Source organism: Clostridium cuniculi, from assembly GCF_004353185.1.
GTDB classification, from domain to species: Bacteria; Bacillota; Clostridia; order Clostridiales; family Clostridiaceae; genus Clostridium; species Clostridium cuniculi.
This window is the reverse complement of the sequence record NZ_SMUS01000016.1, coordinates 40,202-65,483: the sequence shown is the minus strand read 5'-3', so window position 1 is coordinate 65,483 and position 25,282 is coordinate 40,202. Positions and strand designations below refer to the sequence as shown.

Here is a 25,282-nt window from a genome sequence, read left to right as displayed (position 1 = left end):
ATAATTATAAATTTACAATATAATTATAAAATAATTATTTTTTATAAAGAAAGAAGGTATGGGTTTATGGCTCTTTGTTGTAGGGATTTATTTCAGCTTAAAAATTTCTCAAGGGCAAAGCTATTAGCTGGAGAAAGGGGATTATACCGTGAAATTTCTTGGCCTTATGTAAGAATGACTGAATCTATTTCTCAATGGCTTTATGGGAAGGAATTAATATTTGTTACTTACACAGATATAGGAAAAGATGATAATAGTTTTTTATTGTTAATAGAAGAGTGTATTTATAAGAATCTTTCTGGAATTGTAATTTTAATTGATGATAAACATATAAGTAGTATACCTAAAATTATCATAGATAGAGCAAATGAAGCTGATTTTCCTGTATTTATAATGCCTTGGAATATTAAATTAATAGATATTACACAAGAAATTTTATTTAAATCAGAACAAAAGCAGGAAGAAAAAAAGAATGCAAAAGGTTTTTTAGAATCAATTATTTTTTCTCAACATCATTTACAAGAAGATGTACATGCTCTAGCAGAATTTTATAATATAAAGTTAAAACCTTTTCATTATATATGTATATTTAAAATGGAAAATACATCTCAAAATACAGATAATATTTCCTATGATTTAGAACAAATTAGTAAATATATAATTCATTCATTAGAAGAAGAATTAAATATAAATAATCAAACTATAATTCCAATGGAGTATGCAAGTAGCTTAATGTTTTTAATATTTACAAATGATTATCAAGAAGGTAAAAAATCATTAGAGGTTGTTGAGGCCGTATTTAATCTTGTAAATATTAGATATCCAGAAATTAAAAGCAGCTTAAGTTTTAGTCGTATAAGAGAATCGAATTCTGATATAAAAATAAGTTATAAGGAAGCTTTTAAAGCTCTATCTATGATTGATATATGTAATAGGGATTCAAGAATTATTAAGTATAATGAGTTGGGGATTATTAGATGGTTAGTAGAAGTTTCTGATATTAAAGAGATACAGGAATATTGTTATGAAAACCTAGGACCAATTTTAGAACATGATAAAAATCATGGGATGGATTTAATGGGAACTTTAAAATGTTATTTCCAAAATAATAGACATTTATTAAAGACATCTCAAGAACTTTTTATCCATAGAAATACATTGATTTATAGATTAGCAATAATCAAGGAGCTTTTAAAAATAGATTTAGATGATGCAATGATAGATTTAGAACTTTTTAATAGCATATTAATTTATGAATTTATTAACCTACAAAATAAAAATCCCCTATGATAATACATAGGGGCTAATTTTAAGATTTCAATTCCTGTTTAATCTCTGATGTATTATTTTTTGCAAAAGATAATATTAATACCCCTGAAAAAATTAATATACAAGCAATAATTTTTATTGGTGTTATTTTTTCATTTAATAATAATATTCCAAATATTACGCTAGTTATAGGTTCAAAAGTACTTATAACAGCGGCCTCACTTGCTCCAATATGTTTTATACCAACTTGTAATAATGATAAAGCAACAACTGTACATAAAAATGCAAATACTGCAGATATAATCCATGATTTAGTTGTTAGAGAAGATAAAACAAGTTGATTAGTAGAAATACCATAGAAAAACATACCTATACTTGAAGCAATTGCTACATAAAATGTTATTTTAAATGGAGATTCACTTTTTAAACCACTTTTGTCCATAAATATAATATAGAATGCATAAAATGCCCCTGAAGCTACTGCTAAAATTAATCCAATTAATGTAGATGAGTTAAAGGAAGCAGAATTTAATGATTCAATAAAGAAGCAGCCTATACCAGACATTGCTATAACTAATGCAATAATCTTTTGCTTGCTTAACTTTTCGTGAAAGAATAGTACACATCCAAGAGTTACAAAGATAGGATAAGTAAAGTGGATTGGAGTTACTATTCCTACATCTATATGAGCAAAAGCTATATTAAGCATTAATGTTGTTATTGAATTTCCTATAAACCCTAATATTGCTAAGTTTTTTAGTTGATTTTTTGTTACTCTTAAATCAACTTTTAAAAATAAAACTATTAGCAATAAAAAGGGTAAACTTAAAAAGTTTCTTAAAAAAGTTAATGTTACAGGATTACTTCCTCCAGCACCATATGTCATAGGCCCTAATGTAAAGGCGAAACCAAAGGTAATTGAGGATAGCATTGTTAAAACTATTCCTTTTAATTTCATAAATTTACCTATTTCTTTCTAAAATATTTATTTAAATGCTTCTTCAACTATTTTTATTATATTTGGAACAACGTCGTCTACAATTATTTTTCCTCTTTCAGCAGAAGATGATTTAGCTGATGCAAGTACTCCAGTTTCAGGGACGATATCTTTTTCAATAGGATATCTAAAATAAGTTGCTGGACTAGCGTTTTCTGTATCTAATATTTTATCTTCTCTAACAAGTTCTGGTGCAAAATACATCATTAATGATGTTTCTGTAACAGCAGCATGCTCTAGAGCCCATCCTGGGAATGGTACTTCATCAAAAACTTTATCAATTACATCAGGTGACATTGGATCCCACCAGTTAGTAAGAAGAAGTTTTACTTTATCTCCATATTTTGCAGAGCATAAGTCCATAGCTTCTACAATAAATGCTTCATTTTCAAAGTGAGCACTTAAAATAAATATTTTTGTAAATCCATCACGAACAAATTCATCAATTATATCCATTACTAAAGCTTGTAATGTAGCTCCATTTAAGTCAATAGTTCCAGGAAATAATGGACCACCACCACTTAATGGTTTTGATTTATATCCATAAGAAAGAGTTGGAGCAACTACACCATCTATTTTTTCTGCTATACGGCAAGCAAATTCTTCTGCTAATACAGCATCTACACAGGTTGGCAGGTGAGGACCATGTTGTTCTGTAGCACCTACTGGTAGAATAATTACATTATCCTTTTTCTTAGCAAATTCTTGCCATGTCATGTTCTTCATTTTAAATTTTTCGTACATAATAACATCCCCCTTTTAAGTCAAAAAATTAATTAAGTATTTTACGTACTGAGCTTTTTATTCTTAAGAAGCATCAGCGTACTAATAGTATATACTTGGAAAATACTACATTGCAATGTACTAAAAATACAAATAAATACCCTAAAATGTGTTCTTTATGTGCACAGTTATAGTAAAAGATTATTGTATGTTTAGTACAATGACTAGTATATATTTAAATGTTAAACTTTGGATGTTACTAATGAAATAATTAAAATAATAAAAGGGGGAGTATTAAAATGAAGGTAATATTATTTAAAAATGCTAGATTAAAAGGTAATGAAGAATTAGTTGATTTACTTGTTGAAAATGGAGTATATAAAGAAATAGGTCCAGATCTTTCACAAAAATATAAAGATATAGAGACTTATGATTTAGAAAGAAATCTAGTTGTTCCACCTTATGTTGATCCACATATCCATTTAGATTATGTATATACAGCTCGTATGGCTGGTGCAAATAATGGAACAGGAACTCTTTTTGAAGGAATACAAAGATGGTCTGAGACAAAATCTAATATGACAAAGGATGAAATAAAAGATAGGGCGAGAATTGCACTAAAAAAGGAGATTTTATATGGAACTCAATATATTAGAACACATGTAGATGTAACAGATCCAAAGCTTACTTGTTTAAAAGCAATTATGGAATTAAAAGAAGAAGTAAAGGATATAGTTGATATACAAATTATAGCATTTCCTCAAGAGGGGATGTATTCATATAAAGATGGAGATAAATTAGTAGAGGAAGCATTAAAAATGGGAGCAGATGTAGTAGGAGCTATACCTCACTTTGAATTTACAAGAGAAATGGGAGAAAAATCTGTTAAGAAAGCTGTAGAACTTGCTATTAAATATAACAAGTTAATTGATATTCACTGTGATGAAACAGATGATGAGCAATCAAGATTTATTGAACTATTAGCTGCTGAAGCCTATATCAATGGAATTGGAGAGCTTACAACAGCAAGTCATACTTGTGCAATGGGATCTTACAACAATGCATACACTTTTAAATTATTTAAACTTCTAGCATTATCAAAACTTAACTTTATATCATGTCCAACTGAAAATATTCATTTGCAAGGAAGATATGATACATATCCAAAAAGAAGAGGACTTACAAGGGTCAAAGAGTTAAATGATGCTGGTATTAATGTTTGTTTTGCGCAAGATTCAATTTCAGATCCATGGTATCCATTAGGCAATGGAAACTTAATGAATATTCTTGATGCAGGAATTCATATTTGTCATATGATGTCATTTGAAGAAATTAAAAATGCACTAGACTTAATTACTATAAATAGTGCTAAAACACTTCATATAGAAGATAAATATGGTATAGCGGAAGGTAAAGATGCTAACTTTATAGTATTAAACGCAAAAAATGAGTTTGATGCAATATTAGAAAGAGTTGGAGTTAATTGTTCTGTTAGAAAAGGTGAATTCTTATTTAAAAGAGAACCAGAAGTAATTACTACAAAAATTTCACTATTAAAATAACTATAATATTAAAAAAGTATTATACTGATAAATATAATACTTTTTGGAGGGGATAACTATGGATAAGAAAAAGGTTAGAGAAAAAATAATAAAAAAGAGAAATAATTTATTGCCAGAGGTAAAAAAAGAATACGATGCTTTAATATTTAAACAGTTAATAGAAAGTGATATTTATAATAAGTCAAAAAAAATATTTACTTATGTAAGTTTTGGTTCTGAAATAGATACTATTAAATTTATAAAATATGCTTTAAATGATAATAAAGAAATTTATGTTCCTAAGACTGATAAAACTAAAAAGGAAATGGTTGCAATAAGAATTAACAGTTTAGATAACATGAGTGTGGATAACTGGGGTATTCTTGAACCTAAAAGTGTGGATAAAAATAAAATAGGTGAAGATTTTGATTTAATATTAATGCCAGGTTTAGCTTTTGATAGAAAAGGAAATAGAATTGGTTATGGTGGAGGATATTATGATAAATATCTTTCACAATTTAAAGAAATAAGCAATAAATTAGTATTGGCTTATGATTTTCAGATAGTAAATAATATTGAAAATGAACCTCATGATATTAAAGTCAATTATATAATAACTAATAATGAATTTATAAAAATTGATGAAATTTAAAAAAATAAAATAAATTACTTGAAAAAATATTCCATATATGTATAATAAAGATAATAAATTAAATAAAAAATCTTTTATTAAGAATGGTGGAGGGACTGGCCCTGAGAAGCCTAGCAACCTGTCGCAAGTGACAAGTAACAAGTGGCAAGTGAATAGTTAATAATAAAGTTCCCTAAGGAGTTTTAAATAATTTGAAACTTATCACTTGAAACTTGTCACTCATTGACGCTGGTGCTAAATCCTGCAGGTTTAACCTGAGAAATGAGAGTATATATTAGTAAATAAGCTTATTTAGCTATTTCTCATTATCTATAAAGGATAATAAGAAATAGCTTTTTTTGTACAAAAAATTAGGGGCATTTTAGATAATAAACAATATTTGAAAATTATCTATTAATAAAAAGCAATAAGTATTAAAAATTAAATGAAGATAGGAGCATAGTTTTAAAATATCTAATAATTAAAACTACTAAATTCTAACTAATAAAAAGGGGGATTTTTTATGGCAATTAATTTAGGAAAAGGAACAGTAGGAATTCACGGAGGATATTCACCAAAATCAGGTGAACCAAGAGTTTTACCAATTTATCAAAGTGCAACTTATAAATATGATGATCCAGATACATTAGAAGCTTTATTTGCTTTAAAGGCTGATGGTCATTTATATAGCAGAATTTCTAATCCAACAGTTGGGGCATTGGAAGAAAAGTATGCAAAATTAGAAGGTGGAGTTGGTGCAGTTGCAACTGCTTCAGGTCAATCAGCAATTCTTTATGCAGTTTTAAATGTTTGTAAAGCTGGAGATCATTTAATTTCTGTAACATCTTTATATGGTGGCACAGTAAATTTATTTTCAGTCCACTTAAAAAATTTAGGGATAGAAGTTACTTTTGTGGAACCAGATGCATCTGAAGAAGAAATTTTATCTAAGGCTAAGGCAAATACAAAAGCTATATATGGAGAAACAATAGGAAATCCAGGGTTAAATGTTTTGGATTTTGATAAATTCTCAAGTGTAGCTAAAAAAATTAAGGTGCCATTTATAGTTGATAATACAGTAGCAACACCTTATCATTGCAATCCATTTGAACATGGAGCAAACATAGTTGTTCATTCAACAACAAAGTATTCTGAAGGACATGCCCAAACTATTGGGGGAATAGTAGTAGATGGAGGAAATTTTGATTGGACAAATGGTAAATTTAATGATTTTACAGAGCCAGATCCAAGTTATCATGGAATTAAATATGTTGAAAGCTTTGGAGATGCAGCATATATAGTTAAACTTAGAGTAACTCTATTAAGAGATTTAGGAGCTTGCATGAGTCCATTTAATGCTTATTTAACTAACTTAGGATTAGAAACTTTACATTTAAGAATGGAAAGACATTCTAAAAATGCATTAGAAATAGCGCAATGGTTAACAACTCAAGAAAAAGTATCATGGGTTAATTATCCTTTACTTGAAGGAAGTAAATATTATAATTTAGCAAAGAAATATCTTAAAGGTGGAGCAAGTGGTCTTTTAACTTTTGGAATTAAAGGTGGAATAGAAAATGCTAAAGAATTTAGTAGGAGATTAAATTTAATAGCATTAGCAGTAACTTTAGGAGATGCGAGAAGTTGCCTTTTACATCCGGCAACTACAAGTCATAGCCAATTAAATGAAGAAGAATTATTAGCAAGTGGTGTTACACCAGATTTATTAAGGCTTTCTGTTGGAATAGAGGATACAAAAGATTTAATTAATGATATTAGTCAAGCATTAAAAGCTATATAAGAAATGAGAGGAGGAATAATAATGACTAAAGTAGCTATTATGGGATATGGAGTAGTAGGTAGTGGGCTTATTGAATTAATAGATAAAAATAGGGAAAACCACAGTAAAAATGAAATACTTATAACAAGTATTTTAGTGAGAAATAAAGATAAGTATATTGATTCAAGTCATAGAGAAGTTATTACTACTAGTGTAGAAGAATTTTTTTCTGCAGAAAGTGATGTTGTAATAGAAGTAATGGGTGGCCTTCATCCAGCTTATGATTATGTTAAAAATGCATTATTATTAAAGAAGCATGTAGTTACAGCAAATAAAGACTTGATAGCTACATTTGGCCATGAATTATTTCAATTAGCTAAGGAAAATAATGTTTCTTTAAAATTTGAGGCAGCAGTAGCAGGGGGAATACCTATAATAAAACCATTAACTGAAAGTCTTTATGGGAATGGTATAAATAGTATACAGGCAATATTAAATGGAACAACTAATTTTATACTAACTAAGATGAATAGTGAAAGTTTATCTTATGAAGAGGCTCTTAAGGAAGCACAAGATCTTGGGTTTGCTGAAGCTAATCCAGAATCAGATGTTATGGGTTATGACTCTGCTAGAAAGCTTGCAATATTATCAAGTTTAGCTTTTGATAAGAAATTTCAGTGGAATGATATATCAATAGAAGGAATTACTGATATAGATGAAAATGACTTTAAATATGCTAATAAGTTGAATTGTAAGATTAAGCTTGTTGCAGAATCATTTAAATGTAAAAGTGGAATATATACATCTGTAAAGCCTATATTGGTGGATGAACAAAGTATATTAGCTAAAATTGATAATGAAGTTAATGCAGTTATTTTAAATGGAGATGAAATAGGGGAATTATTATTTGTAGGTAAGGGGGCTGGAAAATTACCTACAGGAAGTGCTGTTTATAGCGATTTAAATGATATTATAAATAATAGATTTACTGATGTTGATAGTTTTAATAAAGAAGAAGCAAATGTAATAAAATTTGCAAGTAAAACATGTAATTGCATATTGAGAATAAAGACATCAAATATAGATGAAGCAATAAATAAGTGTAGGGAAAATTTTAATAATATAAAAATTATAGATAAAAGTATAAGTGGTGAAGTTGCAATTTTTATTGAATGTACTTCAGAAGCATATGTGGAGAAGTTCATTGAGAATCTAAAAAATGAAGATAATTATGAAGATGCAAAGAAATTAATAGTTGCCTAGTAGATAAAATAAATAAAGGGATTGTATTTTAATTTTATACGATCTCTTTTTTATTGGATAAAAATTAAAGTAATGTAAAAAATAAAATATGATAATGATAATTATTATCATTTACAAATGAAAAATTATATGTTATATTGTATTTAGGCTTAGAAATAATTTAAGGAGATGATTGTATGGCAAAGATGATGGGACCAAGATTTAAGCAGTGCAGACGATTAGGCTTAAATGTTTGTGGACATCCAAAAGCGATGAAAAGAGCAGCCAAAGGTACAGCAAGAAATGATAAAAAACTTTCTGACTATGGTACTCAATTATTAGAAAAGCAAAGATTAAGAGCTTATTACGGAGTTATGGAAAAGCAATTTGCTAACTACTTTGAAAAAGCATCTAAATCAAAAGAATTAACAGGTCATGCTTTAATTAACTTATTAGAATGCAGATTAGATAATTTAGTTTATAGATTAGGTTTTGCAAACTCAATAAGACAAGCAAGACAAATGGTTGTTCATGGTCATATTTTAGTTAATGGTAAAAAGGTTGATATTCCATCATTCAATGTTTCAGTTGGAGATGAAATTAAATTAAGAGAAAAATCTCAAAAGAATATTATGTTCAAAGAAAACTTTGAATCAAATATACTTAATGTTTTACCATACTTAAGTAAAAATGAAGCTAATTTCTCTGGAGTTTTAGAAAGACTTCCTCAAAGAACTGAAGTTCCAATAGAAATTAATGAAGTTTTAGTTGTAGAGTATTATTCTAAAAACTAGTTAAAATCATCTTTCCTTTAAGGAAAAAATTTTCTCTAAAAATTATATCTTGTATTATTTGTAAGCCACTGTTGAATTTAAATAAGTTGTGTGAAAAGAAAAATGCTAATGTGATGTGCAGATCACATTAGCATTTTCTTTTATATAGACATAATGCAGAAAGTTTTATAAAGTAATTTTTTTTACAATTAGTAAAGATCTCCACTACCTTCACCTTTTATTAAAGCTCTGATTCTTTTGGGCAGTATTGGATGAGAATTTACTAAATTATTACACCATACAAAAAATCCTTTGATATCTTTACTACTTTCAATATAATCATAGACATCAATTTTCTTATAAAGATGTTTACCTGCAAATAAGGAAAACATGGCTTCAACACCGCTATTACCTGTAACTTTTTGAGCGAGTCTATCACAACTATACTCTCTAGCTCTTGAGGCAGTTGTTCCTATTATAGGAATTAAAGTTGAAAATAAAATAAATAAATTATAAGAAAATGTAGCATGCTTATATTTTATATGTGCTAATTCATGGGCTATTATAAAATTAATAGATTCTAAATCATTATATTCTCTATAAGCAATTTCAAATAAATCACTATCTATTTCAATATATTGTTTATGAATTATAAATGCAGAAAAGGCATTCATTACACCATTTTGTTGAATTAAAAAAGCTTCAGGTGTTTTTTTAAAGCCTAGCTTATTAGAGTATTCTAAGATACTATAGTATACTTCTGGAAAGTTATTTTCAGTTATTTTTATTGCTCTTGATCTATATTTTGCATAATAAAGATTTACTCCAAAAGGAAATGCAATTATTACTATTATCCCTGTTATTAATAGTTGGAGTTCTGTTGGGAAATTATTTAAAGTAGAGCTAGGGGATATTATAACATTTGCATATGCAGAAGGATCTGAAAAAGATTCCTTTAAAGTATTTGGTAAAGTATTGTAATTATGAATATTTATAATACAAAAAACTATTACTGATAGTATTATAGCGAAATTGATAAATACTAAAATTCCATACCACTTTTTTTCAGATTTATGCCTACAACTTTCAATTTCTTCCTTAGTTAATTTGATATTACTATTTTCATTAAAGTCCAAAATCAATCAATCCTCTTTATACTAAATATTTCATATATATATAATTATATACAAATTAATAATTTTTATGTTGATTATATATAGTAGATTATTAATAATTGAAAAGTTAAATATTTAGAAGAAATAACCAAAATAGATGATAATATTATCAATAAAAATACAATTAAACTATATTTTGATATAATAAGTATTAAATGGGATTTATTATAATGGAGGATGATTTTTTGTATAATAAGGTTTTAGTAGTTGAAGATGATGAAAGTATAAATGATATTTTAGTAAATTCTTTAAAGTCAGAGGGATATATAGTGAGAAGTGCTTTTAATGGAAACGAAGCTAGAGAATTGTTGGATAACTTTTTACCTAGTTTAACATTACTTGATATAAATTTACCAGATGAAAGTGGATTTGATTTATGTAAATTTATTAATAGTAATTATGGTATTCCTATAATAATGCTTACAGCACGCAATGATGTTTTTGACAAAGTTCTCGGATTGGAATTGGGAGCAGATGACTATATAACAAAGCCGTTTCATATTAAAGAGGTATTAACTAGAGTTAAAATAGCATTAAGAAGAGTAGAAAAGTATAGTGACCAATCAAAATCGAAGTTTATAAATTTAAATTCACATATAAAAATAAATTATGAGAGTAGAACTGTGATGAAAGATTCGGAGGAAGTTGTTTTAAAACCTAAAGAGTATCAGTTATTAGAGTTTTTATCTCAAAATAGAGATAGGGTATTTTCAAGAGAAGAGTTATTGGATAATGTATGGGAATTTACATATGATGGCGATTTAAGAACTATAGATATACATGTTAGAAGATTAAGAAGTAAGTTAGACCAGGTGAAGTCTAAGTCTATAATAGAGACCGTATTTGGGATTGGTTATATTATGAGGAGATATAATGAAAATAAAATATAAATTAACTATAGGTATTCTAACTATTCTTATAATATTAGGAATAGTCATGAACTTTTCTATATCTGCTATTTTAAAAAAAGATATGGAAAATAAAATTGTTAATTCTCTAGAAGAAGTAATGAAAAGTACTAGGGAGGCAATAAAATATAGATTAACTATTGATCCGTCAGTAGATAAAAGAAAGTTGTTATTACAGGAAGCTGAGTATTTGAATAATTATATATCTTTAAATTATGAAAGTAATTCTAAAATTATGGGATTAGATAATGAAGTATATATAAGTAATATAAAGAATAAGCTCGATAATATAGATACATTATTTTTAAAGGCTCTAGATGGAGAAGTTGTTGTTAATCTAAAGTACACAGATACAGGAGTAGACGGATATTTAACATATTTAATATTTATTAATAAACAAAGTTTAGGAGTATTACATTTAGAAAAGAATTTTGATGATACCTATATACAATATAATAAAGTAATTGTGTTTATTAGATTAACAGTTATAATAATATTTTTATTTATATTAATATTATCATATTTAATAGCTAGTAGAGTTACTTATCCAATAACATTACTTACAAGTGCAATAAAAGAAGTTGGTGAAGGTAATTATGATATATCTATTTCTTATAAGGGAAATGATGAAATTGCGATAGTATCAAAAGAATTTAATAATATGAATAGTAAGATTCAACAACAAATTACTACAATAAAAAGAGAAAAAGAAAAGGTTGAAACCCTTGAAAAAAGTAGAAAACAATTCTTTGATAATGTTACACATGAAATAAAAACTCCTTTAACAGCAATAATAGGATATGCTGAGATGATTAAAGATAATATCGTTGATAACGAGGAGTTTAAGAAAAAATCTATAGAGAGAATATATTCAGAAAGTGAAAGGCTGAATTTATTAGTTTTAGATTTAATAAATATATCAAAAGGAATATCTACAATAGATGAAAATAAAGTGGATATAAATCTAGGTGATGTACTTAATCAAATATGTGATGATATGCAAATAAAAGCAAATAAATATAGAATTAATATAAATAGGGATATATATGAAGGATTTATTTATGGTAGGATAAACAAAATACGAGAGTTAATTATAAATATAATAGATAATGCCATAAAATATTCAAGAAATTCTAATGATATTTATGTTAATGGAGAAGTAAAAGAAGATAATTATATCATAGAAGTTATAAATTCAGGAGAGATAATTCAAAAAGAAGTATATAACTCTATATTTGATCCATTCATTAGAAATAATAATTATGAAGATGAAGATAGTAGAGGATTGGGGCTATACTTATGTAGTGAAATAGTTAAGGATCATGATGGAGAAATTACTATAACAAATGGAGAAAAAATTATTGTTAATATAAAACTTCCTTGTTTTAGAAACAATTTGGAAACAACATTATAAGAATTAGAAAATTTTAATTTATATAATGTAAATATAAAGAGCAAGGGGGAATAAATAAAATGAAAAAAAGAGCAATTGTATCAATTATATCATTAGTTTTAATTGGGAGCGTAGCTGGCATATTATTAGATCAATGTAAACCAATAGCAAAGGAAGTTGTTATATCTGAAAATGTTAGAGATGATATAAAGGCAGAAGAAGAAGAGGTAGAAGTTTTAAAGAAAAAAGCAAGTGAATATTTGAAAGAAAATAATTTTGATGAAGCAAAAAAATTATATGAAAAAGCAATATTAATGGATAAGAGGAATAAAGATTTATATATAGAAATAAAGGATGAGTATATAAATTATAATAGATTAGATGATGCTTACAATATAATAAAAATGGCTATAGATAATGAGGTTGATGTAGATAATATGATTTCAATAGCTACAGATATAAAAAATAGATTTGATAAAATAGAGTATAATTATAGTGTATCACAAGGAGATAAATATGAACTACCAGCAGAAGGGGTAATAAATGTAAATGGTGAAAATATTAGTGTTCCAATATCATGGAGTGAAAAAGATGTTAATACCAATAATATAGGTATCTTTATTTATGAAGGTATAAATGAACAATATGGTAGAAGTTTTATTGTTCATTTGAATGTTGAATATAGACAACTTACAGAGGAAGAAATAAGAGAGATTTCATTGAGAGCTAAGAATGCAATTGATAGTGTAATGGATGCTAAAAATTTAGATTTCTATAATATTATAGAAGAGGGTAGATATTTAGACAATATTATAGAAAATCATAGTTTTGCTCCTTCATATAAGTATAAAACAAAGCAACAAATCATTGAGGCTTTATCTGAATATTGTACAAATGATACAATTTATTATTTGATAGATAATTATACTATTGAGAAAGATGGGCAAGTATATATTGCGTGTGGAAACTTTGGTATTAGTGGTGAGATATCAGTAGAATATGATGATTTAAAAATAGAACAAACTGAAACAACATTAAAGGCAGTTTATAGCAAACAAATTACTAATGATGATGTAGCTACTCAAACTTATAATTTTGTGAAATTTAATGATTCATGGCTTTTAACTGATTTTTATATATATAAATAAAAATTAATATAAAATAAGGATCTATCGATTAAGGGTTTTAATCGATAGATCCTTATTTATTTTAATTATCTTTCTTTATTAGATATTTCAGAAGTGATTCTAGAAACAAATGCATCTAAAGCCATTGCTCCTTCATCATCATTCTTTCTGCTTCTTACAGAAACTTCATTGTTAGCAGCTTCCTTTTCACCTACAACTAAGATATAAGGAACTCTTTCAAGTCTAGCTTCTCTAATTTTGTAACCAATTTTTTCAACTCTGTGGTCAGCTTCAACTCTAACACCATTTTTTCTTAAAGTTTTAACAACTTCATTAGCATAATCAGCGTATTTATCTGATAATGGAAGAACTTTAGCTTGAACTGGAGACATCCAAGTTGGGAAAGCACCAGCATACTTTTCAATTAAAGTTGCGATAGTTCTTTCATAACATCCAATTGATGATCTGTGAATAACAAATGGTATTTTCTTTTCACCATCTTTATCGATATAAGTCATACCAAGTCTTTCACCTAAAGCAAAGTCAATTTGAACAGTAATTATTGTATCTTCTTTTCCATGAACGTTTTTAGATTGGATATCAAGTTTTGGTCCATAGAATGCAGCTTCACCTTCAGCTTCAACATAATCTATTCCTAGGTGATCTAATATAGTTCTCATTTGGTTTTGAGTAGCTTCCCAAGCTTCTGGGTTATTTATATATTTTTCAGTGTCTGTTGGATCCCATTTAGAGAATCTGTAAGATATATCTTCAGAGATTCCTAGAGTTTCCATAACGTAGTTTATTAAATCAACAACTTCTTTAAATTCATCTTCTAATTGTTCTGGAGTACAGATTATATGACCTTCTGATAAAGTGAATTGTCTAACTCTAGTAAGACCGTGCATTTCACCTGAAGCTTCTTTTCTAAATAAAGTAGAAGTTTCTGCGTATCTTATTGGAAGATCTCTATAACTGTGTTGTTCTGCATTGTAAACAGTGAATTGGAATGGGCAAGTCATTGGTCTTAAAGCCATAACTTCAGCATCTTTTTCTTCATCACCTAATACAAACATACCATCTTTATAGTGGCTCCAGTGGCCAGAAGCTACGAATAAGTCATTCTTAGACATAAATGGAGTCTTAGTTAAAACGTAACCTCTCTTTTCTTCTTCATCTTCAATCCATCTTTGAAGAGTTTGGAATAATTTAGCTCCCTTAGGCATGAATAGAGGAAGACCTTGACCTACTTTTTCATCAGTAGTAAAGATTCCAAGTTCTCTACCTAATTTGTTATGATCTCTCTTTTTAGCTTCTTCTAAAGCTTCTAAATGAGCATCTAAGTCAGCTTTCTTTAAGAATGCAGTTCCGTATATTCTAGAAAGCATTTTGTTCTTTTCGTCACCTTTCCAGTAAGCACCAGCACTTCTTATAAGCTTAATAGCTTTTATGTTCTTTAATGATAATACGTGAGGTCCTGCACAAAGGTCAGTGAAATCACCTATTTTATAGAAAGAAATAATTTCATCTTCTGGAAGATCATTTATTAATTCAACCTTATAAGGTTCATCTTTCATAAGCTCTAAAGCTTCATTTCTAGGAAGTTCAAATCTCTCAATTTGAGGATTTTCCTTTATTATTTTTTTCATTTCAGCTTCTATTTTTACTAAATCTTCTGCAGAGAAAGGTTTTTCTACATCGAAATCATAGTAAAATCCGTTAGCAATTGCAGGTCCAATAGCGATTTTAGCTTCTGGGAATAATCTTTTAACTGCAGCTGCAAGTACATGAGAAACACTGTGTCTTACAGCATCTTTTCCTTCTTGAGAATCGAAAGTACAAATTTCTAATTCACAATCTTCATTTAAAGTTGTTCTTAAGTCAACAACTTTACCATTAACTATTCCACATTGAGCAACTCTTGCTAAACCTTCGCTTATAGATTTAGCAACGTCTAAAACTGATGATCCATTTTCAACTTCTTTAATTGATCCATCTTTTAAAGTGATTTTTATCATTTCTATATCTCCCTTCATTTAATTGAACTTATTCATCGAATTGAATATAACAATGAGTTTCATTTTATATTATTTAAGAATTAAGCAGTAATAAAAAGAATTAAAGTGTTTGTGTAGCAGATTTTAAATTAACTCTAAATGAATTATGCTTTATCTTAAATATAGTGTTAATTTACTGTATAAAAAAAGCTCTTCGTCGCTTTTCTTATACAAAATAGTATAGAAAAGGGACGAGAGCATTATAATTCCCGCGGTTCCACCCTTAATTGTCTAATATAGACCACTTAAGTAAACATCGTAACGTGATGCGACGGACTTGATTAGAGTCTCTCAGAGGTAGTCTTCAATTAATTTCATTTAAAAATACTTCCAGCTAATGTATTTTCTCTCTGAAAATGAAGGTTTAATTTACTCGTCTCTTCATCGAATTAAAATAATTTAGAATTTTACTTAACAATAATTATAATTATCTAGCTTTGTAATGTCAATAAATTGTAGGGGAAAATATTTTTGCTTAACAAGTCATATTATTAAGTAAAGTAGCATAGTATTTTATTGTATAAATAAAGTTTAAGGAGTGAGTTTTATGTATGATTATAATTCTATAGAATTTTCTTCTTATGATTGGCTTCAATACTTTTCAAGTAGATCTAATCATTGGGTATTAAGATATTGGAGAAATAATAGAGAAGCATTTTTTAATAGATTTACAATAATAAGTGATAGAAGATTATTCATAATAGGGGATAAGGAAAGAGGGAATACTTACGAATTCAGAAAACCTTCTGGAGAAGCTTTTGTACAACTTAATATGAGAATATAAAAATATTATATAAATTTTAAAAAATATATTGACAAGTTGTATTAATAATAATATAATCTTAATTGTTCAGAGGAACTTAATAAAAAATAAATATGCGGGTATCGTATATCGGTAATACTCCAGCCTTCCAAGCTGGAAAGGTGGGTTCGATTCCCACTACCCGCTCCAAATCAAAGCTGTGTTTTTTCACAGCTTTTTTTATTTTCTAAAATATTATGCTAATAAGATAAATTTTTTCAGTAATGTTAAGAGAGAGAAATAATTTATTATAATAAAACTTAAAATAGTTAAAATAATATTATGAAGTATTAAGGGTGATAAAAGTAATGATTTAATATAAAAGGAGTTTTAGCATAAAATGAAGAGGCTCTTATTAACAAGTATTTTAGTAATAACAATGTCTTTATGTATATTTTTTATAAGTGAAAATAATGGTCATAAATTTGAAATAGTATCTATTAAAGAAAATAAAAAATATAATAACAAAAATATAAAGATTCCAATACTTATGTATCATTCCATAAATGATAATGATCCTGAAAATAAGATGGTTTTACCAATAAATATGTTTAAAGAACAAATGTTATGGTTAAATGATAATGATTTTAATTCATTAACATTAGATGAGGCAATAATGGCCTTAGAAAATGATTTAATTCCAGAAAACCCCATAGTTATAACTTTTGATGATGGATATGTGGATAATTATGAAAATGCATTTCCAATTTTGAAAGAAAATAATATAAAAGCTACATTTTTTGTAATAACAAATTTTGTTGGTGATGGTTATTATATGACAGCTGACATGTTAAAAGAAATGCAAAGCACAGGTATGGAAATAGAAAATCATACTATAGATCATGCAAGATTAAGTTTATTATCAAGAGAAAATATTTATAATGAAATAAAGGGTGCACAAGAATTTTTAAGAGATAATATTGGTGCAAGTGGAGATTACTTAGCTTATCCTTTTGGATGGTATAGTAATAAAGTAATAAATATAGCAAATGAACTTAATATAAAAGCGGCTGTAACTATACAGAAAGGGAAAATATCTTATAAAAGTAATAGATATAAACTAAAAAGAATTGAAGTTGATCCAATGAGTATAGAGGAATTTAAAAAGTTGTTATCTTAAGAATATATTAATGAATTTATTTCAAAAAAAGTAGTAGAAATAAGAAAACTTATTACATACTACTATAATTTCAGAATTTTAATATTAAAGAGCATCTATTAATAAATCTAAAGCAAGTTCTTCTAAAGTATCTACAGTATATCTGACACAACCCATTAAAGTAAAGATTATATCCTCTTTTTTATATCCTTCTTTATATCTTTTAAGATTTTTTAATAACCTTTTTAAAGAGTTATTATGAATACCTAAAATTTGAGATATTTCTTTTGGAGAATAATATTCTTTTGGCAGAATGCTGTACAATTTAGTTTGCATATCAATTTTATATTGAAGATCAACGAATTGATTTTGATGCGGACCGTTTTTACCTCTATGATGCAAAGCACATAAATACTTGTAGTTTATCTCGATATCAAAACCACCTTCACTCCTATGAATTATATGATGAATATCCGCTTTATCGCCACATATCTCACAATTGTACAATGGATTGCCCCCTTTAATCCTTTTATTATATTATAATCTAAATTGTGTGAAATATCAAATTTACATAACTTTAAACCATTACTATTGATTAGCTTTAGTGTAAAGTGTTAGTATTAATATATAATATATTATAATATATTATATTAAAAATTATGAAGAAGGTGATAATGTGAGGCAAAATTATAATTCTTTTGACTATTGGAAGGAGCTAATTAGTGAGAACAAAACTATTAGAGGGCATATGCTTATGAATAGGAGGCCCACAGATAAAAGCCTCTATATTCACACATTGATTTTCTGCAGGCAGAGTGGATTAAATAATATTTGGGGTTACGTACCAGATATTAGAGCCTTAATAGGGTATATTCAATACTCTTTTTTACCAGAAGCTTTTTATATATGGATTAATTCTAGAGATGGTAGAGTATCAGCAATTCCTATAAAGCCTGTAGAACAAGTAATAAGTGATGGAGAAAGAAGTAAAAAAATCACTAAAGAAGAAGCAGAAAAGATGAGACATCAAGTTACTATAATTAAGAAGTGTTGGGATTTACCTAAGAATAAATTAATGCTAGAACTAAAGAAATTTGTAAGAGACTTTAATAGAACTTGGTATGGAGATAGTAGTGAGTTTTTATATTTAAAAATTTTTGAAAAACCTGAGGAATTAGGAAAGTTTGTTCTGGATTCAAGTTATATGTCAAATAGTGAAGAAGCATTTAGAAAAGAAAATAAGGAAGATATAATAGCATGGTTAGACTTGTGTAAAAATGCTACTAGTAATAAACAAGCGGGAGAAAAATTTAGAAATATATTGCAAAAAAATCTTACTGAAGTAATATAAAAAAACTTGACAGTGTAATTAGTATTTATTATAATTATTACTGTCAAGAACATGCGGGTATCGTATATCGGTAATACTCCAGCCTTCCAAGCTGGAAAGGTGGGTTCGATTCCCACTACCCGCTCCATTTTTTTATGCGCTATTAGCTCAGTTGGTAGAGCACCTGACTCTTAATCAGGGTGTCCCCGGTTCGAACCCGTGATGGCGCACCATTAAAAGGGAAGTAATGTAGTTACTTCCTTTTTTTATGTAAATAGATTTAAAAAAGTTAAATTTAATAAATTAGAAAATTTTACAATAATTACAATAAAATATTATAGGAAAAATTTTTTTATTGACATTAATTTATTAATTTGTTAATCTTATTAATGAAAATTGAAAATAACTTATCAAGAGCGGTGGAGGGACTGGCCCTATGAAACCCGGCAACCTGTCGTAGATGACAAGGGACAAGTGATAAGTGACAAGTTGTTAAATTTTAACTTGTCACTTGTGATCTGTAACTTGTCACTAGTAGAACGTGGTGCTAAATCCTGATAGATGAGAGAAATATATGTAGTTTTGATAGTTACGCTTCTGAGTTTCTCAGAAGCTTTTTTTGTTAAAAAATTAATGTAGGAGGAATTAATAATGAACAAGAGAGGGAATGGATGGGCATTATTACCGTTACTTGTATTTATAATTGTTTATATATCATCAGCTTTATTAGCTAAAGATTTTTATACAGTTTCGATAATAGTTCCGTTTTTAGCAGCAGCATTAGTGGCGCTAGTAATGAATAGAAAAGTGAAATTTGAAGATAAAGTGGAGATATTCTGTAAGGGAGCAGGAAATACTAATATTATTTTGATGGTATTAATATTTATACTAGCAGGAGCTTTTGCACAAGTTGCAAAATCTATGGGAGCAGTTGATTCAACTGTAAATTTAGGATTATCTATACTTCCAAGTAATATAATGATTGCAGGAATATTTGTAATTGCTTGTTTTATATCATTATCAGTTGGAACATCAATGGGAACAATAGTTGCGTTAGTACCAATTGCAGTTGGAGTTGCGGAAAAAACAGGAATACTTACAGCTATTGCTGTAGCAGCAGTAGTTTGTGGATCAATGTTTGGTGACAACTTATCTATGATTTCAGATACAACTATTGCAGCAACTAGAACTCAAGGTTGTGAAATGAAGGACAAGTTTAAAATGAACTTTAAGATAGTATTACCAGCAGCTATTATCACAGCATTTATATTTGTATTAATAGCAAAAGGTGGAGCAGTAACTACTGTTGAAGCATTAGATTATAGTTTAATTAAGATAGTTCCTTATATAGCAGTTATAGTTGGAGCATTAGTTGGTTTAAATGTTATTGTGGTTTTATTAGGTGGAATAGTAATAGCAGGAATTATAGGATTTATAGGAGGAAGTTTTGATCTATTAGGTTTCTTTGGAGCAATAGCAGATGGTATTGCTGGAATGAGTGAACTTATAATAATATCAATTTTAATTGCAGGAACTATAGAAATAATAAAATATAATGGTGGAATTGATTTTATAATAAATAAGGGATTGAGAGGATTTAAGAGTAAAATGGGAGCAGAGCTTGGAATTGCTGCTTTAGTAAGTTTAGTAGATGTTTGCACAGCTAACAATACAGTTGCAATAGTTACAGTAGGTCCTATAGCTAAAGATATATCAGATGAAGTTGGACTTGAACCTAAGAGAGTTGCAGGTATTATGGATATGTTCTCATGTGTATTCCAAGGAATTATACCATATGGAGCACAACTTATATCTGCAGCAGGATTAGCAGCTCTTTCGCCTTTTGCAATAATGAAATATTTATTCTATCCATATTTAATGGGGATTTCAGCTATTATCGCTATAGTTTGGTATCATAGAAAAAAGAATAAAAATGTTGTAGTTAAAGAAAACAAAGTAGTTTAGAAGTTAAGAGTTGCAATTAGCAACTCTTAACTTTTTTTAATTAGAAAAGATTTATTAAAAGGTTGATTTCTTAATTAAAAAGTAAACAAATAGCTTGAGAAGAAATTCCAAGTCCTTCTCCAGTAAAGCCAAGTCCTTCCTCTGTAGTTGCTTTAACATTTATTTGGTCTAATGATATATTTAGAGCAGAGGCAATATTTTCTCTCATTGTAGGTATATGTGGAGCCATTTTAGGTTTTTGAGCAATTATTGTTGCATCTATATTTCCAATTTTATAATTATGTGTACTTAAAAGGTTACCTACATGTTTTAATAATTCAATACTAGAGATTCCTTTATATTTAGGGTCTGTATCCGGAAAGTGTTTGCCGATATCTCCTAAGGCAGAAGCTCCAAGTAAAGCATCCATTATTGCATGTAATAATACATCTGCATCTGAATGACCTAATAAACCAAGTTCATAAGGAATTTTAACTCCTCCTAGAATTAAATCTCTTTCTTCAACTAATTTATGTACGTCATATCCCATTCCTATTCTCATTAAATCACCTCGTTAATTTTTTTAAATATATTTTATCACAAGATGAAATATGAATATAATAAAAATGGGATATTTATAATTAATAGTTGGAAGTTTTGCGATTATTATATAAAGATGTTTTTTTATTTCTAGATAATTTTATTTTACTTGGTAATATTGTAATTAGCTTTGAGTAAAGCTTATAAAAAAATAAAATGATTTTAGAATTAATTCTTTTTCTTTTGAATATGAAATCGATGTAAATCACATTATCTTTATTATATTTCATAAACTCCCCCATATAACTTACATTAAAATGTATTAATGTTTTTTTTATGCTTTATGTTATAATATATGTAGAAAAAATTATATATGTACAAAAATAGAAAAATATTATTTTTTAGGGGTGAAATGAGTGGGAAAGTTTAGAAGAGTATTTGGAATTGTATTAATACTTATAGGTGTTGGGATAATAGTAAATGTTGCTTATAAAAAAATAGTAACATCGCACAAACAAAATGAATTATTAGAAGCTTTTGAAAGTCAGCTAGTAGAGGTTAAGAATGAAGAAAGTAGTGAGCCAGTAAGTTTAGAACCAATAAACGGATATACACCAGTAGCTATAATGGAAATACCATCAATTAAATTGAAACAACCAGTTGTTGATGGAATTACAGAAGATGTAATTAAATATTTTCTAGGAAGATTTCCAGATTCAGCAATGCCAGGAGAGGTAGGAAATTTCGCGGTAGCAGGACATAGAGTTTCAGATTTTACAGATGCATTTATAAATTTATATAAAGTTAAGGTTGGAGATGAAGTTATTGTTACAACTAAAGATGGAAGATATACTTATGAAGTAGATAGTAGTTTTATAGTTGATCCTGATCAGGTTGAAGTTTTGGATGATGCTGATTATGAGAAAATGACTTTAATAACATGTACTATAGGATCTAAACGAAGAGTAATAGTAACAGGAAAACTAATAGGAAGAGAAGATTTGTAATTGTTGGAGGCAAAAATGGACAAGTTTCATAAAAATAAATACAGATTTTCTTCAATAAAACCATTGATATTAATTAGTGATGAAGTAATAGAGTTTAGAAATCAACAGGTAATAAATCTTACTTCAGAGCTATTAAAATATAAAGTTTTAGTGAGAGATTTAATTAAAGATAATGTAAGTTATTCAATAAGAAATGAGTTACTAAATATAGCAATGTTTATAACTAATAACGTTGAATTGTATGATAGATTTATAAAAGAAGAAGATATTCCGGTAGATGCAATACGTATTGCAGCTAGAGTAGATTCAAAATATATTAATAAATATAGGGATTATATAATTGCATATACATTAATATTAGGAAACCCAAATTATAAAAATTTACAAGATTATATTCAAATAGTTGAAAATACTGAAGAGGATTTAGGAAAAGATATAATAGAATATGAAGAAAAAATGGGGCATGATGGAATAGTTTTAGAGAGCAATAAAAAAAATGCTATTGTTATGACATCTATAGGTGAATTTAAGAAGCTTAAATTGAAAGAGACTTGTTTTAGGGGAGAAGAAATAAAAGCTATAGAAAAAAAGAGTTTAAAGGATTATAAATTATACGTATCTATTATATCTATTTTTGCATTAATTTTTGTTTTATCTATAATATATAAATATAATAATGTTGTCAGTACAGTAGTGGTAGAAACTACTTCGCCAATTAGATTAGAAATAAACGGATTTAATAGAGTTTTAGATGTTAGCTCATCTACTGAAAAAGGGAAGACATTAATTGCTGAAACTAGTGTGTTAGATAATAATATTGATAAAGCTCTATGTAAAATAATAGAATATGCTAATGAAAATGAAATGGTAAAGGATTCAGGAATAGTTATAACAATTACTGGGAAAGCTTTAAAACATAATAGTTTAGAAGAAACAGCGGATTTTGTTTATAAAAAAGATTTAAAGGTAAGATTAAATAATGCTGGATCTGAACATAAGTTAAATTAGGTAAAATTTTAAAAAAGTTAAAAGTTTAATTTCTAATTTAAAATTAAGAAAAACAAAGGAAGGTAAATATGCAACAAAGGTCTATAAAAAAGAAAAATGTAATTGTTCATAATGATAGAGGAGATACGGTTAGATTAAACAAATATATAAGTGAATCAGGCTTTTGTTCAAGAAGAGAAGCAGATAAGTTAATAGAAAGTGGAGTAGTTACTATTGATGGTGTTAAAGCTACAATGGGAACAAAAGTATCAAAAGGTCAAAAAGTTAAGGTAAATGGTAAACTAATATCTAAAGATGAGGATTTAGTTTATATAGTTTTAAATAAACCAGTAGGAATTACTTGTACAACAGAGCATAAGGTTAAAGGTAATATAGTTGATTTTGTAAATCATAGAAAAAGAATATTTCCAATAGGTAGATTAGATAAGGACTCTCAAGGATTAATATTAATGACTAATGATGGAGATATAGTTAATAAAATATTAAGAGCAGGAAATAATCATGAAAAGGAATATATAGTAACTGTTAATAAGCCTATTAATGAAGAGTTTGTGAAAAGAATGAGTAATGGAATTAGGATTTTAGGGCAAGTTACTAAAAAGTGTTATGTTAAAAAAGAAGGCAATAATACATTTAGAATAATATTAACTCAAGGATTAAATAGACAAATAAGAAGAATGTGTGAAGCTTTAGGATATGAAGTTGTAAAATTAAAAAGAATTAGAATAATGAATATAAACTTAGGTGAGTTAAGAATTGGTGAATGGAGAGATTTAACTTATAAAGAGTTAAAAGGATTAAATAGCTTAATATCAACATCAGGAAAAACAAAGGAAGTTGATGAAGAATAATATTTAAAATTACTTTAAAATCAATTCAAGAGAATTTAGCTTAGATAAATTTTAACCATAATATAATAATAAAATTTTATTATTATATTATGGTTTATTTTTTTATTTGATGTTTAGATTTAGGACATTTTATTAATACTATATATAGGTTGTGGATAAAATCAACAAGAAATAAAATTTAAATATGAAATATATTTATAAAATTAACAAAAACTAGAGGTTACGCACATAATCCACAGGTGCCTGTGGATAACTTGTTAAAAAAATGTTGATATATAAGTTAATAATTATAAACATTATTGTAGATAATAATAAAATAAGTGTAAAATTTAGCGAATGTAGAGGAGGGATATTTTATGAAATGGCTAAAAATGTGGTTTTTAGTAGTGTTAGTGTTGTTGATAAGTATTCAAAGTTATCCACAGGCTATGTTGAAAAGTGGTGGATTGAATGAAGATAATTCAAATGTAAAAATTGTGGATAAAATATACAAATCTAAAAACAATTATTTAGACATTAATGTAATTGTTCCACAAGTAACAGGTATAAGTGATAAAAAACAAGAAGATGCAATTAATGATAAGATTATAAAGTGGACAGAAAACTGGATTAATGAAGTTAAACAAGTTGCAGATGAATACTTTAAGGATAAGCCAACACCATTAATGCCATATCAATTATATGCAAGATACAAGCTTACTAACAATTCAGATATTATTAGTTTTTATATAGATTATTATCAATTTTCAGGTGGAGCTCATGGTATAACAAATAGAATTGCTTATAATATAGAAAAATCAAGTGGCATTGAGATGCAATTAAAGGATATTTTTAAAGATAATTATAATTATAAGGATGTAATTAATAAGGAAATAAGTAGACAGATAAGTAAAGATCCTGATAGGTATTTTACTGGTAAAGATGGATTTAATGGAATAGGGGATAATCAAAATTTCTATATAAAAAATAATACAGTTATCATTTATTTTGGATTATATGAAATAGCTCCATATGCAGCAGGAATATCAGAGTTTATTATCCCTAATAATCTTCTTGAAGGAAATTTGAAATATGGTAAAATATAA

Annotated in this window: 23 protein-coding genes, 3 tRNA genes, 2 riboswitches and 1 other annotated feature; of the genes, 20 read left to right on the top strand and 6 right to left on the bottom strand. The window is 27.3% G+C overall.

Annotated elements, in window-relative coordinates; translation table 11 throughout:
- The first annotated feature begins 66 nt into the window (after nucleotides 1–66).
- Nucleotides 67–1,290, top strand: a complete 1,224-nt coding sequence (locus EJJ37_RS09945) for a PucR family transcriptional regulator (protein ID WP_133015429.1) — start codon at nucleotides 67–69, stop codon at nucleotides 1,288–1,290.
- Between the two features lie 19 nt (nucleotides 1,291–1,309).
- Here the strand turns inward: EJJ37_RS09945 and EJJ37_RS09940 are convergent, their stop codons facing one another.
- On the bottom strand, nucleotides 1,310–2,227 hold the full coding sequence (locus tag EJJ37_RS09940) for a DMT family transporter (RefSeq protein WP_133015428.1): 918 nt from the start codon (nucleotides 2,225–2,227) through the stop codon (nucleotides 1,310–1,312).
- A gap of 27 nt (nucleotides 2,228–2,254) precedes the next feature.
- Nucleotides 2,255–3,010, bottom strand: a complete 756-nt coding sequence (locus EJJ37_RS09935) for a creatininase (RefSeq protein ID WP_133015427.1) — start codon at nucleotides 3,008–3,010, stop codon at nucleotides 2,255–2,257.
- Between the two features lie 278 nt (nucleotides 3,011–3,288).
- Here EJJ37_RS09935 and codA point away from each other — a divergent pair, with 278 nt between their 5' ends.
- The 5 genes from codA to rpsD all read left to right on the top strand — a co-directional run bounded on the left by codA (nucleotide 3,289) and on the right by rpsD (nucleotide 8,977).
- Nucleotides 3,289–4,551, top strand: a complete 1,263-nt coding sequence (codA, locus tag EJJ37_RS09930) for a cytosine deaminase (RefSeq protein ID WP_133015426.1) — start codon at nucleotides 3,289–3,291, stop codon at nucleotides 4,549–4,551.
- A 58-nt stretch (nucleotides 4,552–4,609) separates the two neighbouring features.
- Nucleotides 4,610–5,182 carry a 5-formyltetrahydrofolate cyclo-ligase gene (locus EJJ37_RS09925; protein WP_133015425.1) on the top strand — a complete coding sequence of 191 codons (573 nt, stop codon included), beginning with the start codon at nucleotides 4,610–4,612 and terminating at the stop codon, nucleotides 5,180–5,182.
- A 71-nt stretch (nucleotides 5,183–5,253) separates the two neighbouring features.
- Nucleotides 5,254–5,450: riboswitch (SAM riboswitch) on the top strand.
- A 234-nt stretch (nucleotides 5,451–5,684) separates the two neighbouring features.
- Nucleotides 5,685–6,962, top strand: a complete 1,278-nt coding sequence (locus EJJ37_RS09920; RefSeq protein WP_133015424.1) for an O-acetylhomoserine aminocarboxypropyltransferase/cysteine synthase family protein — start codon at nucleotides 5,685–5,687, stop codon at nucleotides 6,960–6,962.
- A 21-nt stretch (nucleotides 6,963–6,983) separates the two neighbouring features.
- The gene (locus EJJ37_RS09915; RefSeq protein WP_133015423.1) at nucleotides 6,984–8,204 is read left to right on the top strand and encodes a homoserine dehydrogenase; all 1,221 of its coding nucleotides are present in this window, start codon (nucleotides 6,984–6,986) and stop codon (nucleotides 8,202–8,204) included.
- 176 nt (nucleotides 8,205–8,380) lie between these two features.
- Nucleotides 8,381–8,977, top strand: a complete 597-nt coding sequence (gene rpsD, locus EJJ37_RS09910) for a 30S ribosomal protein S4 (RefSeq protein ID WP_133015422.1) — start codon at nucleotides 8,381–8,383, stop codon at nucleotides 8,975–8,977.
- Between the two features lie 188 nt (nucleotides 8,978–9,165).
- Here the strand turns inward: rpsD and EJJ37_RS09905 are convergent, their stop codons facing one another.
- Nucleotides 9,166–10,092 carry a M48 family metallopeptidase gene (locus EJJ37_RS09905; protein ID WP_166484731.1) on the bottom strand — a complete coding sequence of 309 codons (927 nt, stop codon included), beginning with the start codon at nucleotides 10,090–10,092 and terminating at the stop codon, nucleotides 9,166–9,168.
- A 224-nt stretch (nucleotides 10,093–10,316) separates the two neighbouring features.
- On the opposite strand from EJJ37_RS09905, the gene EJJ37_RS09900 reads away from it, so the two are divergent.
- Genes EJJ37_RS09900 through EJJ37_RS09890 form a run of 3 tightly spaced genes read left to right on the top strand, consistent with a single transcriptional unit; the run spans nucleotide 10,317 to nucleotide 13,580 of the window.
- Entirely contained in the window at nucleotides 10,317–11,021 is a 705-nt protein-coding gene (locus EJJ37_RS09900) for a response regulator transcription factor (protein WP_133015420.1), read from the top strand.
- Nucleotides 11,005–12,453, top strand: coding sequence for a sensor histidine kinase (locus EJJ37_RS09895; protein ID WP_133015419.1), 1,449 nt, complete (start codon nucleotides 11,005–11,007; stop codon nucleotides 12,451–12,453). Before EJJ37_RS09900 ends, EJJ37_RS09895 begins: the two co-directional genes overlap by 17 nt.
- Before the next feature lie 59 nt (nucleotides 12,454–12,512).
- Nucleotides 12,513–13,580 carry an Ig-like domain-containing protein gene (locus EJJ37_RS09890; RefSeq protein WP_133015418.1) on the top strand — a complete coding sequence of 356 codons (1,068 nt, stop codon included), beginning with the start codon at nucleotides 12,513–12,515 and terminating at the stop codon, nucleotides 13,578–13,580.
- Between the two features lie 65 nt (nucleotides 13,581–13,645).
- On the opposite strand, the gene thrS is transcribed toward EJJ37_RS09890, so the two are convergent.
- The gene (thrS, locus tag EJJ37_RS09885) at nucleotides 13,646–15,577 is read right to left on the bottom strand and encodes a threonine--tRNA ligase (RefSeq protein WP_133015417.1); all 1,932 of its coding nucleotides are present in this window, start codon (nucleotides 15,575–15,577) and stop codon (nucleotides 13,646–13,648) included.
- A gap of 223 nt (nucleotides 15,578–15,800) precedes the next feature.
- Nucleotides 15,801–16,010, bottom strand: a binding site (T-box leader).
- 153 nt (nucleotides 16,011–16,163) lie between these two features.
- Between thrS and EJJ37_RS09880 the strand changes: the two genes are divergently transcribed.
- The 3 genes from EJJ37_RS09880 to EJJ37_RS09870 all read left to right on the top strand — a co-directional run bounded on the left by EJJ37_RS09880 (nucleotide 16,164) and on the right by EJJ37_RS09870 (nucleotide 17,538).
- Nucleotides 16,164–16,400, top strand: a complete 237-nt coding sequence (locus tag EJJ37_RS09880; protein ID WP_133015416.1) for a hypothetical protein — start codon at nucleotides 16,164–16,166, stop codon at nucleotides 16,398–16,400.
- Between the two features lie 94 nt (nucleotides 16,401–16,494).
- A tRNA-Gly gene (locus EJJ37_RS09875) sits at nucleotides 16,495–16,568 on the top strand.
- Nucleotides 16,569–16,758: 190 nt separating this feature from the next.
- Nucleotides 16,759–17,538, top strand: coding sequence for a polysaccharide deacetylase family protein (locus EJJ37_RS09870; RefSeq protein WP_133015415.1), 780 nt, complete (start codon nucleotides 16,759–16,761; stop codon nucleotides 17,536–17,538).
- Between the two features lie 84 nt (nucleotides 17,539–17,622).
- Here EJJ37_RS09870 and EJJ37_RS09865 read toward each other — a convergent pair whose 3' ends face one another.
- A complete protein-coding gene (locus EJJ37_RS09865; RefSeq protein ID WP_133015414.1) occupies nucleotides 17,623–18,024 on the bottom strand; it encodes an HNH endonuclease signature motif containing protein in 402 nt (133 codons plus the stop codon).
- Between the two features lie 247 nt (nucleotides 18,025–18,271).
- Here EJJ37_RS09865 and EJJ37_RS09860 point away from each other — a divergent pair, with 247 nt between their 5' ends.
- The 4 genes from EJJ37_RS09860 to EJJ37_RS09845 all read left to right on the top strand — a co-directional run bounded on the left by EJJ37_RS09860 (nucleotide 18,272) and on the right by EJJ37_RS09845 (nucleotide 20,812).
- Nucleotides 18,272–18,868, top strand: coding sequence for a hypothetical protein (locus tag EJJ37_RS09860; protein ID WP_243124867.1), 597 nt, complete (start codon nucleotides 18,272–18,274; stop codon nucleotides 18,866–18,868).
- 53 nt (nucleotides 18,869–18,921) lie between these two features.
- Nucleotides 18,922–18,995: transfer RNA gene (locus tag EJJ37_RS09855), tRNA-Gly, on the top strand.
- A 9-nt stretch (nucleotides 18,996–19,004) separates the two neighbouring features.
- Nucleotides 19,005–19,080, top strand: a tRNA-Lys gene (locus EJJ37_RS09850).
- Between the two features lie 171 nt (nucleotides 19,081–19,251).
- A riboswitch (SAM riboswitch) is annotated at nucleotides 19,252–19,415 on the top strand.
- Nucleotides 19,416–19,498: 83 nt separating this feature from the next.
- The gene (locus EJJ37_RS09845; protein WP_133015412.1) at nucleotides 19,499–20,812 is read left to right on the top strand and encodes a Na+/H+ antiporter NhaC family protein; all 1,314 of its coding nucleotides are present in this window, start codon (nucleotides 19,499–19,501) and stop codon (nucleotides 20,810–20,812) included.
- Nucleotides 20,813–20,882: 70 nt separating this feature from the next.
- Here EJJ37_RS09845 and ispF read toward each other — a convergent pair whose 3' ends face one another.
- Nucleotides 20,883–21,353, bottom strand: coding sequence for a 2-C-methyl-D-erythritol 2,4-cyclodiphosphate synthase (gene ispF, locus EJJ37_RS09840; RefSeq protein ID WP_133015411.1), 471 nt, complete (start codon nucleotides 21,351–21,353; stop codon nucleotides 20,883–20,885).
- A 394-nt stretch (nucleotides 21,354–21,747) separates the two neighbouring features.
- Here ispF and EJJ37_RS09835 point away from each other — a divergent pair, with 394 nt between their 5' ends.
- The 4 genes from EJJ37_RS09835 to EJJ37_RS09820 all read left to right on the top strand — a co-directional run bounded on the left by EJJ37_RS09835 (nucleotide 21,748) and on the right by EJJ37_RS09820 (nucleotide 25,282).
- Nucleotides 21,748–22,338 (top strand): class D sortase, encoded by a 591-nt coding sequence (locus EJJ37_RS09835; protein WP_133015410.1) that lies wholly within the window; start codon nucleotides 21,748–21,750, stop codon nucleotides 22,336–22,338.
- A 15-nt stretch (nucleotides 22,339–22,353) separates the two neighbouring features.
- A complete protein-coding gene (locus EJJ37_RS09830) occupies nucleotides 22,354–23,346 on the top strand; it encodes an anti-sigma factor domain-containing protein (RefSeq protein WP_133015409.1) in 993 nt (330 codons plus the stop codon).
- A 68-nt stretch (nucleotides 23,347–23,414) separates the two neighbouring features.
- On the top strand, nucleotides 23,415–24,197 hold the full coding sequence (gene rluF, locus EJJ37_RS09825; protein ID WP_133015408.1) for a 23S rRNA pseudouridine(2604) synthase RluF: 783 nt from the start codon (nucleotides 23,415–23,417) through the stop codon (nucleotides 24,195–24,197).
- A 356-nt stretch (nucleotides 24,198–24,553) separates the two neighbouring features.
- Nucleotides 24,554–25,282: a DUF3298 and DUF4163 domain-containing protein gene (locus tag EJJ37_RS09820; RefSeq protein ID WP_133015407.1), complete on the top strand. Its 729-nt coding sequence runs from the start codon at nucleotides 24,554–24,556 to the stop codon at nucleotides 25,280–25,282.

What these genes read in the sequence shown, in the direction of transcription:
- rpsD (WP_133015422.1), top strand. Translation starts at nt 8,381, where the DNA reads ATGGCAAAGATGATGGGACCAAGATTTAAGCAGTGCAGACGATTAGGC.
- ispF (WP_133015411.1), bottom strand. Translation starts at nt 21,353, where the DNA reads ATGAGAATAGGAATGGGATATGACGTACATAAATTAGTTGAAGAAAGA.
- EJJ37_RS09925 (WP_133015425.1), top strand. Translation starts at nt 4,610, where the DNA reads ATGGATAAGAAAAAGGTTAGAGAAAAAATAATAAAAAAGAGAAATAAT.
- EJJ37_RS09935 (WP_133015427.1), bottom strand. Translation starts at nt 3,010, where the DNA reads ATGTACGAAAAATTTAAAATGAAGAACATGACATGGCAAGAATTTGCT.
- EJJ37_RS09915 (WP_133015423.1), top strand. Translation starts at nt 6,984, where the DNA reads ATGACTAAAGTAGCTATTATGGGATATGGAGTAGTAGGTAGTGGGCTT.
- EJJ37_RS09870 (WP_133015415.1), top strand. Translation starts at nt 16,759, where the DNA reads ATGAAGAGGCTCTTATTAACAAGTATTTTAGTAATAACAATGTCTTTA.
- EJJ37_RS09890 (WP_133015418.1), top strand. Translation starts at nt 12,513, where the DNA reads ATGAAAAAAAGAGCAATTGTATCAATTATATCATTAGTTTTAATTGGG.
- EJJ37_RS09820 (WP_133015407.1), top strand. Translation starts at nt 24,554, where the DNA reads ATGAAATGGCTAAAAATGTGGTTTTTAGTAGTGTTAGTGTTGTTGATA.
- EJJ37_RS09940 (WP_133015428.1), bottom strand. Translation starts at nt 2,227, where the DNA reads ATGAAATTAAAAGGAATAGTTTTAACAATGCTATCCTCAATTACCTTT.
- EJJ37_RS09860 (WP_243124867.1), top strand. Translation starts at nt 18,272, where the DNA reads ATGAATAGGAGGCCCACAGATAAAAGCCTCTATATTCACACATTGATT.
- rluF (WP_133015408.1), top strand. Translation starts at nt 23,415, where the DNA reads ATGCAACAAAGGTCTATAAAAAAGAAAAATGTAATTGTTCATAATGAT.
- EJJ37_RS09845 (WP_133015412.1), top strand. Translation starts at nt 19,499, where the DNA reads ATGAACAAGAGAGGGAATGGATGGGCATTATTACCGTTACTTGTATTT.
- EJJ37_RS09895 (WP_133015419.1), top strand. Translation starts at nt 11,005, where the DNA reads ATGAAAATAAAATATAAATTAACTATAGGTATTCTAACTATTCTTATA.
- EJJ37_RS09830 (WP_133015409.1), top strand. Translation starts at nt 22,354, where the DNA reads ATGGACAAGTTTCATAAAAATAAATACAGATTTTCTTCAATAAAACCA.
- codA (WP_133015426.1), top strand. Translation starts at nt 3,289, where the DNA reads ATGAAGGTAATATTATTTAAAAATGCTAGATTAAAAGGTAATGAAGAA.
- thrS (WP_133015417.1), bottom strand. Translation starts at nt 15,577, where the DNA reads ATGATAAAAATCACTTTAAAAGATGGATCAATTAAAGAAGTTGAAAAT.
- EJJ37_RS09880 (WP_133015416.1), top strand. Translation starts at nt 16,164, where the DNA reads ATGTATGATTATAATTCTATAGAATTTTCTTCTTATGATTGGCTTCAA.
- EJJ37_RS09945 (WP_133015429.1), top strand. Translation starts at nt 67, where the DNA reads ATGGCTCTTTGTTGTAGGGATTTATTTCAGCTTAAAAATTTCTCAAGG.
- EJJ37_RS09920 (WP_133015424.1), top strand. Translation starts at nt 5,685, where the DNA reads ATGGCAATTAATTTAGGAAAAGGAACAGTAGGAATTCACGGAGGATAT.